Here is a 10,244-nt window from a genome sequence, read left to right as displayed (position 1 = left end):
GGGGGGGGCAGCGCCGCTCGGGATGACGGGGTCACTCACGCGGGGACGCAGGAGGGAAAAGCCGCTTTCCTGATGGCGCTCGTGCCAAAAAGAAAAGGGCCGACGATTCTCCGGCCCTTCGAGGTTCGTTATGCGGACGCGCCTTACAGCCCCAGCGCCTTCTTCAAAGCGGAAACTCGGCGACGGGACACGGGAATTTTCTCGTCCACGGCGTTCAGCGTGAGCAGCAGCGTACCGCCCGACACCGATTCGATCTCCTCCACCATCGAGAGATTCACCAGATAGCCGCGATGCACGCGGAAGAAACCGTGGCCGTCGAGGCGCTTCTCCAGCTGAGCCAAGCTGACCGTGGAGAAATAACGATCCGTATCCGTTTGCAGGTACGCGTAGTCGTCGCGCGCCATGACGAAGCGGATCTTGTCGATGCCGATGAGGATTTTCTTGCCGCCCTTTTCGACGGGAATGCGCTCGGACTTCTGAGCCTGCACGTGCAGCGACACGTGCTCGCGCACGCGCGAGATAGCTTGCGACAGGCGCTCGGTCTCGACCGGCTTCACCAGGTAATCGATGGCGTTCACCTTGAACGCATCGAGGGCGAACTCGCTGTACGCCGTCACGAACACCACCGCAGGCGGGAACTTGAGGTGCTGCAGCGCCTCAGCCAGCTGCAAGCCCGTGGCTTCGGGCATGTTCACGTCGAGGAACATCACGTCGCACGGATATTCCTTCAACTTCTCGATAGCCTCGCGCACGCTGGCAGCTTCGGCGACAACCTCCGTCTGCCCCAGCTCGTCAAGCAGGAACTTCAGCTCTGAACGCGCAGGAGCCTCGTCATCGACGATCATCGCTTTCAACACCTAAGCCTCCTACCCTCCGTACGTTTGCTTTCGACCATTATAAATCATGGATCACCGAAACCGGCCAAAAGCCGAAAGATAGGAGCAAGCAAACCGACGAAAGAACATCAACCACCGCTGACCATCGGTAAATCCGCCGTTACCCGCGGGGATCGTCCGTGAGGTAGCGAGCGCGCAGGACCTCGCGCTTTTCGTCGGTGACGCTCAGCTGGTCGCGCACGTAAGCGTCGAAGCTGCCGTACTGCTTCTCCACGGCATCGAGCGCGGCGTGCAGGAAGCGCGGATCGGCGGAGTTGATCACGTGAATGCTCTTATCCAGCTTGTCGCCCAGGCCGAACGAGGAAAGCGCGTCCATGATGTTCTGCGTTTCGGATTGGACGTATTTGTTCGTGGCCAGATAATCCTGCTCGACGGCCTCGCGCTTTACGCCCAACGCGTGCAGCAAGAGCGCGGCGGCCAAACCGGCGCGATCCTTGCCGATGGTGCAGTGCCAAAGCACGGAGCCATCCTCGGTAGCCAGCACGTCGTCGAAGAACTGCGCGAAGCCGCGCTGGCTCTGCTCGTCCAACATCATGCGCTCGTACACTTCCTCCATGATGCTGGCAGGGTTCTTCTGCACGGTGCGCAGCATTTTGAGCGCCTGCATCATGCCGCCCTCGCGCGTGACGCCGAATGTGGAAGCGCTCAGCACCGGCGCATCCGCGAACCGAACGCCCATCAGGCCGTCCTGTGGGTCGGGATGCTCCTTGCGCTCTTCTTCGGTGCGCAAGTCGATAACCGTGCGCACCTGGTAGTCGTCAAGCAGCACTTCGAGGTCGCGGGCGGTGGCATGGTCGAGCGCACCCGAGCGCAGCAGGCGCGCATGCTTCACGTAGCGCCCGTCGTCCGTGGGCAGGCCTCCCACGTCGCGCGTGTTGGGCAGACCCTCCAGCACGATGCGGCCGCCTTCTTCGCTCTCGAGGCCTTCGGCCGGAGCAATGCCGATAGCAGGGGCGAAATCGGTGGGGACAGTATCCAGTTGGGACATGGGAAAAGCCTTTCGACGACGATGATGAGCGCGCAGCCGGAAGCGTTTTGTCGGCGCTAGCCGGGGGGGCTTCCGGCTAGCGCCTCACGGGATCCTTCGACTCCGCGCTTCGCGCTGCGCTCAGGATGACGACCGGGGCGGAGCGTGTCAAATCACTCGCCCCCTTGACACACCCTTCGCTATTGCAGGTCGAGCTGCATGAGCTTGTCCAGCGTGAGCGCGTAGATCTTGAAGGACTGCTTCAGCAGATCCTCGCTGACGCCCTCGTCCGGACCGTGCATCATGCCAACCCATTCGGGATCCTTGACCCACGGCTTTTCGGGACCGAAGCTGGCACCGCTCTTGAACTCGCGCGCGTACGTGCCGCCGCCCATGGTGAACGGCTTCGCGTCCTCGCCGGTGGCCTCGTTGTACGCGTTCAGCAGCGCCTGGATCACCGGGCTGTCGGGCTTTACGAGGAACGGCTCCATAAGCAGCGTGTTCTCAAACGAGCCGCCGATCTCGCTCGCCAGCTGGCGCAGGCGCTCGGTGATCTCGTCGGCCGTGATGGACGTGGGGAACCGACTGTCGAGCGTCTGCACAAAGCGGTCGTCCTCGATTTTGATGGTGCCGCCGATGACGGTGAGCGGGCCGAAGTACTCGTCGGAGCTCTTGATGCCGATGCCGCTGCCGTCGGTATGATCGAGCAGCTTCTGGTCGAGCTCGAAGAACGCGCGCTCGTCGGCGGTGCACAGGTCGTGCTCCAGCAGGTAGTCCACGATGAGGCCGATGGCGTTCACGCCTCCTTCGGGCATGGAGGCGTGCGCTCCTTTGCCGGCCGCAGTGATCTTCACGCGGCCTTCGCCGTCGGCCGCAACGGTAATGCGATCAGTATTCGGCAGGTCGGCAGCGTCGGCCTTCACCACGGCCTCGGCGATGCCGGGCACCGCGTTCGTGGCCGCGCCGCCCGTAAACTCCAGCACGATGCGGTCGGCGATGGGCTTGCTGATCAGCTCGCCGTCGTAGCCACCCTTCTCGCCGTAGCACACGGGGAACTCGGCATCGGGCGTGAACAGGAACGCCGGATCGTCGTAATGCTTGTGGTAGTAGGCCACGTCGGCCATGCCGGATTCTTCGTTCGCGCCGAACAGGAAGCGGACGGTGTAGGGGAACTGAGGAGCCTCGCCGGCGTCCTGCAAGTCCTTCCAGAACTTCATGGCGTGCAGCGCCACCACGCTGGGGCCCTTGTCGTCGAGCGTGCCGCGACCGACGAGGTAGCCTTCCTTGCGCGTGACCGCGTACGGCTCGAAGTTCCAGCCGGGACCGGCGGGAACCACGTCCATGTGGCCGATGATGCCCAGCTGCGTGTCGCTCTTGCCGGGGAAGTCGGCGAACCCGATGTAGCCCTCGGCATCGTGCGTCTTGAATCCCATGTCGGAGGCCATTTCAAGCGCGGCTTCCAGCGCCTCCTTCGGGCCGGGGCCGAACGGAGCGCCTTCGGTCGCCTTGTCCGATTCCTCGAAGCTGGGGATGCGGACGAGCGTCTCGATGTCTTCGACCATCGTCTCCCAATTTTCCTCGAGATACGCGTCGATCTTCCTGGTCAGTTCTTCGTGCTCCATAGGTGCCTCCCGACTCTTGATACGCGTGCGACCACGCCGGGACGGGAAAGCCGTTCGCATGCCTCGCCCCGGCGGCAATTGAGCCTATTATGATCCTTGCGGGATACCTGCGCCAGATGCAGTTCCATATGTTGACCGAACGTCGAAAAATCAACGGAGACAGCGCGGACGCCGGCGCGCGGCGGCTTCAAGCCCGCCGCGCGCCCAGAATCTAACTCTAACGCCTCGAGCGCGAGCGCCTGACGGCGACGACCAGGCCCGCTACGGCCAGAGCCGAGACCGCGGCCAGGGCAAGGGCGGCCGTGCGCGGCGCGAGGGGATCGCCGGTGGCCGTCAGCGGCTTCGGCTTCGCCGCCTCGGCGGACGGCTTCAACGCCTCCTGCGGCGAGGCCGGCGCGTCGGGCGCGTCGGGAAGCGGCTTCGGCTGCTCCTCGCCGGGATCGGTGGTCGGCTTGTCGGGGGTGCCACCGCCGCCCTCCTCGTCGGGCGCGAGTTCGAACTTCAAGCGCTTGAAGACCATTTCTTTCGTGAGCGAGTCCATGCCCGCCACGTACAGGGCGTCGCCCAGCACGGCGCCGCTGGCAAGCGACACCTTCGATGCCGACAGGCGCGTGGGAACGGCCAGCCACGTGCCGGCTTTCGGATCGTACACGAACGTGTCGCTGCCTTGGTTGCCAGCCTCGACCGCGCCCGACAAGATGATGCGCTCGTGAGAAGCCGTCGATCCGGCGATGGTGGATCCTGCCGGCAGAACGCCTCCGGCCACCGCACCATACTGGTTCAACACGATATCCTGCGGGAAAGGAGCATAGTTCCACTCGTCGCCCTCGAACGCCGCAACCGAATTGACAATCCGGGATTCTATCCAATTCACGTTGCCGGCGGCAACCGTCAACACCCCGTTCACCATGTCGGCGAAGGGAGTAAAGCGCCCCTCGCCCAAATCGGGCAGCGCGGTCGCGTCGCCCGTCGCCATGTCGACGCGAGCGACAAGCGGCGACGACGCGCCGCTGGCGTCAAGGCCGGCGAACACCCAAAGAGAGCGGCCGTCGCTTGCAAGGGTAACGCCCATGAAATCAAACCCGCCGAACCCGCACGCGGTCAAGGAGTCGCGGCAGTCCACAGGATCCCCCAACGTGCCGGTAGACGGATCGAACGAATACAGCACCTGATCCGAAGTGAGCGCATACAGAACGCCCCCGCTCGAGGTCAGGCGGAAAACGGCATCAAGCGTATCCGTGACAAGATGCTGCACCGACCACGATGCCGAGGCGGGGTCGTATGCCAGCAAAGCGCTCCTTTCCCTGCCATCGGACGACTCGAAGTGGGGCACCGCGTACACGCGGCCAGCAGCCGCCGCCATCGACCACGCATTGTACAGCGTAGGCTCGGGAAGGCCCAGGCTTTTGAAGTCGGGGGCCGGCAGGCTCTCGAAGAAGTCGAAGCCCTCCTCGGAGCCGACGGCCACCTTGCGGCGGCCGGTGTCGCCGTCGGCGCGCTCCACCTGGACGTAGCGCTGCTTGGACTCCAGAGACGGGGGCAGGACGACGCGCACCTCGTTCGCGCCCCACGACTTCACCTCGAGGTCGGCGCCGTCGAGCGTGACGCGGCCGCGATCCTCGCCGAACCAGCTGCCGCGCACCGTCGCCTCGAGCGTGCCGTCGGCCGCGGGCTCCAGCGCGTCCACCACCGGGTACGGGTCGGTTGCCGCGCGGACGACGTCCAGCTGCCCGTCGGACGTGCACGTCCCGGCCAGAGCGTCCGCCCGCTTGACGCCTCCCAGGATGCGCGCTCGCAGTTGCTCGGCGCCGTCGTTAGGGAACAGCCCCGCGAGCAGGGCGCACGAGCCCGTCACCACCGGAGCCGCCATGGACGTTCCATCCATGTAGACGTACGGCGCGACGTCGCTGACAAGCGCCACGTTGTCGAAAAAGAAGTCCAGGTCCATCCCGTCGTCGAACGAAGTGAACGTGCGCTCCAATTTGAAAGAGAACTCGTCCCAGTTGATTTCGTCCCGCTTGTCTTTTGGAATGGGAACCCTGAGCGAAAGCGGGATGGCGCCGCCAGTGCCGAAGCTTTCAGGCGTCAGGTCGATCCAGCTGCCGTCGATGCCGTGCACGCTGACGCGCAGCAAACGGCCCATATCGCTCTCCTTGGAGTCCGCGACGCCGGCATCGAAGGCCAGGCACTGCAGGTCGTCGACGGTCTTGTCCGCCGCCGCGAGGCCCTGCTTGACCGCGCCCTTTTTCGCCGTGAACACGACGGACGCCTTCTGCCCCGCCTTCGCCTGCTTGATGGACATAAGCACGCCCTGGCTTGGGGCGTCGCCCACAACCTGCGGGACCTCCGCCCGCGAAACCGAAGGCTCCGCATCGCCGGACGCCTGGAACGAGAACATCCTGTCCTCGGATTCGAAATCGTCGAACGCCACCGTCAGCTCCGGATCGTCCCCATCAACTATCCCCTGGCCCTGAGGAGCCGTGGACAGGATGTCCGTGCCCGGAGCCGCCAGATCGGTGGCCGCGGCGCCGTAATCGGAGAAGGAAGCCAGCCTGCCCTCTCGATCGACGGCGTTCACGGCAATGGCCCCGTCGGTGGGGGCGCCGGCCGGAAGGTTCAGCGATTGGTCGAGGTCGGCGGCATAGTTTCCCGATGCGCAGACAGACAGCACGCCGTTCGATCGGTACAGATCGTCCATCACCTCGGTCAGCAGAGGACTCTCACCCGCGCCCATCCACGAATTGTTCGCCGCGACCAAGTTCACCCTGGCCTGCGCCGCCTTCTTCATATACGAGTACGCCCCGAGCACAGCAGACGTGAGAAAGCCGCCGCTTTCATTGGCGACGCGCAGCGCCATGATCTTCGCGTTCGGAGCCACGCCGGCAACGCCTTCGCCGTTGTTGACGGAGGCCGCGATGATGCCGGCCACATGCGTGCCGTGGCCGTCATTGTCCATCGGGTCGTCGTCGCCCATGCCGTAGTCGTAGCCATGCTCGCCCTCCAGGCCGATGTTACCCGGATTCTCCCACATGACGTCCTTCAAGTCGGGATTGGTGCAATCCACGCCCGTGTCGACCACGGCCACCACCACTTCTTCCTTCCCTTGCCACGGCCTGCCGGGAATGCCCTCGTCACCCCACAGGGTTTCGACGTTGGCGGCGCCGGCGATCTCGTCCGTGGGGGCGAGGTGCCATTGGAGGCCGATCAACGGGTCGTCCGTAGGGGCGGTATCCGCGGACAGGGCGGCAGCCGGCTCTTCGACCGGCTTCGCCTGGGTCTCCAGGTCGTCGATATAACGCACGTAGTCGGGCTGGGCCGCCAGCACGCCCGGCGTATCGGCCAGATCGCGCAGCAGATCCTCGGTGGACTGCGTTCCGGACTCGATGAGGATCACCTGCTCGGGCGTTGGCATCGAGCGAGCGAGCGGCACATCGGCTTCGGCCCCGGCTTCGGGCTGGGGGTCGAAGGTGTACAGGTTGCTGGCCGACCAGCCTCCCCCGTTGGAAGAATAGGCGCTCACCGGAGCGAAGTCGTCGTTCACGTGCGCCAGCACGCGACCCGGAACGTAGTCGCCCGCCTGTAGCAACTCGTCGAGCGAACGCGCCTCCTCTCCCGATCCGACCGTCGGGTTGTCGGAACCCGCGGTCTCGGAAACCTCGTCCGCGAGCGCGGACGCGGGCACGGCCATAAGCGAAAGGGCCGCGGCGAGAAGGATCGAAAGGAAGCGTTTCATGGCACTCCATCCTTTGCGAAAACGAACGCGATTGCTTTTGATTGTATCAGGGAAACGACCCGGCAAAAGCGCGTTGGAAACCCGGAGGCACGAACGCGCGAAAACGCGCAACGAGCGCCAAGCCCCTTCGCGGGCGCGGCCGTCGAATGGAAATACGCTATGGTATTCTGACATTATTAATGCGAAACGTAGAAATCCCCATTGAAGAGAGGGAACTATGCAGCACAAGACCCGCGAGACGGCCCGCCGCGCAAAGCGCGCCCCGCTTCTCGCCTTCCTCATGCTGGCCCTCGCGCTGTGCCTCGCGCCCAGCGCGGCCTACGCCGGTCCGGCCTTGGAGATCGAGCAGGGCTACGTCCAGCCCGACGGCGCCACCTTCCAGGCCGGGCAGCGCGGCGACGAGTTCTTCCACTACGTTCGGACGGCCGAGGGGCGCCTCGTGCAGAAGAGCCCCGCCGACCAGACGTGGTACTACGTGACGAGCGAGGGCTTCGGCCTCGCGCTCGGGCCGCGCGCCGACGAGGCCGCACCGGCGAACGCTCTGACGCCCTCGGTGCTGGCAAACGATACCGGCAAGATGGCCTACTCCGCGCTGGGCGGAGGCGCCTACGTTCCCCGAGACCGGGGCGTCGGCGAGGCGGTGACGCTCTCCGACATCGAGGCCGCCCAGGCCGCGTCCGGTGCCAACGCCCTCGGCGCGCGGTCGGCGGCGCAGACCGAGACGTCGCTTCCGCTGATCACCATCGTCATCGGGTTCGAGAACCCGGAGGACCCCGGCGCCGAGGTCGTGCAGAAGGACGACGACGGCAACGTCGTCGCGAGCTGGAACGCCGCCGATCAGCGCTACCGCGACGGCTACGATTGGAACAAGCTGCTCTACAGCGGCGAGAACAGCATCACCAGCTACTACGCAACCATGTCGAACGGCAAGTTCTCCTGGACGCCGGCGACCGAGGAGACCAGCGCGTACGGCACGGGCGGCAACACCAACCTGCACGACAAGGCGGGCGACGGCGTGATCCACGTGACGCTCAAGCGCGACCACGGCAACTGGGAATCAGTCGAATACCTGAGCGACGCGGCCAAGGACCAGCGCGACGCGTACGTCGACGCGCTCAACGAAGCCTCCCAGTACATCGACTTCGCGACCTACGATACGAACCGCAACGGCGTGCTCGAACCGACCGAGGCGGGGCTGCTGTTCATCGTGGCGGGCTACGAAGCCTCAGGGGCCGGAGGCACACCGTCAACCTGGGCCTGCCGATGGGAGCTGTCCAGCATGGACAGAGACAACTTCGAACCCGAAGAAATCGTCAACCCCGAAACGGGCAGCAAAATCGAGGTCAACGACTACATCTCCATAGGGGAAACCCTTATGAACGACATGATCCCCGCCCAGCCCATGCCCACGAGCACCGTCGCGCACGAACTGGGACACTATCTGGGACTGCCCGACCTGTACGACATCAACTACACGGCAAACGACCCCGAAGCGACCGTCGATCAATTCCCCTGGTTGGCCTACGACGTGAGCGAACTCAGCTTGATGGCAGGCGGATCATGGGGCAGATACATCACCGATAGCGGCGATACCGTCTTCGTCCCCGTCAGCCTCGACCCCTACTGTTTGGAACGGCTCGGCTACATAGAGCCCGTCGAGGTAGCCGCCGACGGCACGCACGACGCGTCCACGTTCTGGAGCGGCAAGGGCTACCAATGCCTGCGCGTCCCCACCAGCACCGAGGGCGAATACTACCTGGTGGAGAACCGCCAGTACGAGAGCTTCGACCTAGGGCTGACATCCGGGTACCGGGTCGACCACAATAAAGAAAAGCCGCAATACTACAACGAAACGGGCGGCATCGTCATCTGGCATATCGACCGGGGAATCGCGGACGCGCGCAGCATGACCGACGATCCCCTTTTGAGCAACACCGTGAACACGGTCGACCACCGTCCGGGCGTCATGCCCGTCTATCCGGAGAATACGGAGTACCGGGACGGCCAGGCGCTTTACACTCGCCCGTTCTTCAACACCAGCGCCTGCGAGACGTTCGGCATGGAGGGCAACGTCGTCCCGCTGCTGCAGTACAACGGCTGCGACACACCCGACGAGCGCGTGGACTCCGGTATCGTCCTTTCGGTGGGCGACACCGTGGGCGACGTCATGAGCGTGACGGTGGACCTGCCCGAGCCGGACGAGCCGGGCGGCGGCTACGAGGAGAGCTCGCACGTCGGTGAGATCGCCGGATCGCGCGTGGAAGTGTCGGGATCGTTCCCCGCAGGCGCCGAGCTCTCCTTGGCGCTCTCGGCCCTGACCGATGAGCAGAAGGCCGAAATGGCAAAGGCGTCCGACCAGCTGGGCGCGCTCATCGTCAGCGCGGACGCGTCGGTGGTGGACGCGGCGACCAGCGAGAAGGCCGCGCACGAGGGCAAGCTCTCCGTGTCGTTCTCGGTCGACAAGCGCTACGAGGGGAAGAGCGTCTGGATGGTCCACCGGAAAGCCGACGGCTCGCTCGAAGCGACGAAGGCTGCGGTGGAAGGAGGTCTCGCGAGCATGACCGTCGATGAGCTGTCGCCGTTCGCCGTGTTCGAGCAAAAGGCAGCCATTCCCGGCGACGACGGGAACGTGCCCCCGTCCGGCAGCCCTGGCGGCGAAGAGCCCTCCGGCGACACGCAGGTCGAACCGCTGCCCGGCAAGGCGCTCGCCTCCACCGGCGACAGCGCGGCGGCACCCGCTGCCCTCGCGCTGGCGATAGCCGCCGCCGTTGCGGCGATGATCGCGCAGACAAAGCTTCGCCGCCGCCACGATTCGCTCAACCGGTAAGACTCGACGATATTTTTGCTCGAAGCTTTCGTGGACTTCCGGTATACTGTCATCCTGCGCCCGAGTGGCGGAATGGCAGACGCGGCGGTCTCAAAAACCGTTGTCCTAGACGTGCGGGTTCAAATCCCGCCTCGGGCACCACTTCGCAGATGAACGAGCTCCTGAAACCTTGCGTTTCAGGAGCTCGTTTTGCATCGCG

The 10,244-nt window shown here is 64.9% G+C and carries 5 protein-coding genes and 1 tRNA gene; 2 read left to right on the top strand and 4 right to left on the bottom strand.

The genetic code is table 11. The features are described from left to right. Nucleotides 1-143 precede the first annotated feature (143 nt). The 4 genes from ACMO6A_RS05900 to ACMO6A_RS05885 all read right to left on the bottom strand — a co-directional run bounded on the left by ACMO6A_RS05900 (nt 144) and on the right by ACMO6A_RS05885 (nt 7,218). A complete protein-coding gene (locus ACMO6A_RS05900; protein WP_009305719.1) occupies nt 144-857 on the bottom strand; it encodes a LytR/AlgR family response regulator transcription factor in 714 nt (237 codons plus the stop codon). Between the two features lie 139 nt (nt 858-996). Then, nucleotides 997-1,884 (bottom strand): tyrosine-protein phosphatase, encoded by an 888-nt coding sequence (locus tag ACMO6A_RS05895; RefSeq protein WP_114516722.1) that lies wholly within the window; start codon nt 1,882-1,884, stop codon nt 997-999. A gap of 179 nt (nt 1,885-2,063) precedes the next feature. After that, a complete protein-coding gene (locus ACMO6A_RS05890) occupies nt 2,064-3,485 on the bottom strand; it encodes a Sapep family Mn(2+)-dependent dipeptidase (RefSeq protein ID WP_114516721.1) in 1,422 nt (473 codons plus the stop codon). Nucleotides 3,486-3,702: 217 nt separating this feature from the next. After that, entirely contained in the window at nt 3,703-7,218 is a 3,516-nt protein-coding gene (locus ACMO6A_RS05885) for a S8 family serine peptidase (RefSeq protein WP_009305716.1), read from the bottom strand. Nucleotides 7,219-7,435: 217 nt separating this feature from the next. Between ACMO6A_RS05885 and ACMO6A_RS05880 the strand changes: the two genes are divergently transcribed. Both ACMO6A_RS05880 and ACMO6A_RS05875 read left to right on the top strand, forming a co-directional pair. Continuing rightward, nucleotides 7,436-10,045: an immune inhibitor A domain-containing protein gene (locus ACMO6A_RS05880; RefSeq protein ID WP_009305715.1), complete on the top strand. Its 2,610-nt coding sequence runs from the start codon at nt 7,436-7,438 to the stop codon at nt 10,043-10,045. Between the two features lie 58 nt (nt 10,046-10,103). Then, a tRNA-Leu gene (locus ACMO6A_RS05875) sits at nt 10,104-10,186 on the top strand. Nucleotides 10,187-10,244: the final 58 nt, after the last annotated feature.

Origin of the sequence: Eggerthella sp., from assembly GCF_048329335.1 — a bacterium.
Lineage (GTDB): Bacteria > Actinomycetota > Coriobacteriia > Coriobacteriales > Eggerthellaceae > Eggerthella > Eggerthella lenta.
The sequence above is the reverse complement of the archived record's forward strand: the minus strand, read 5'-3'. Positions and strand labels throughout refer to the sequence as shown.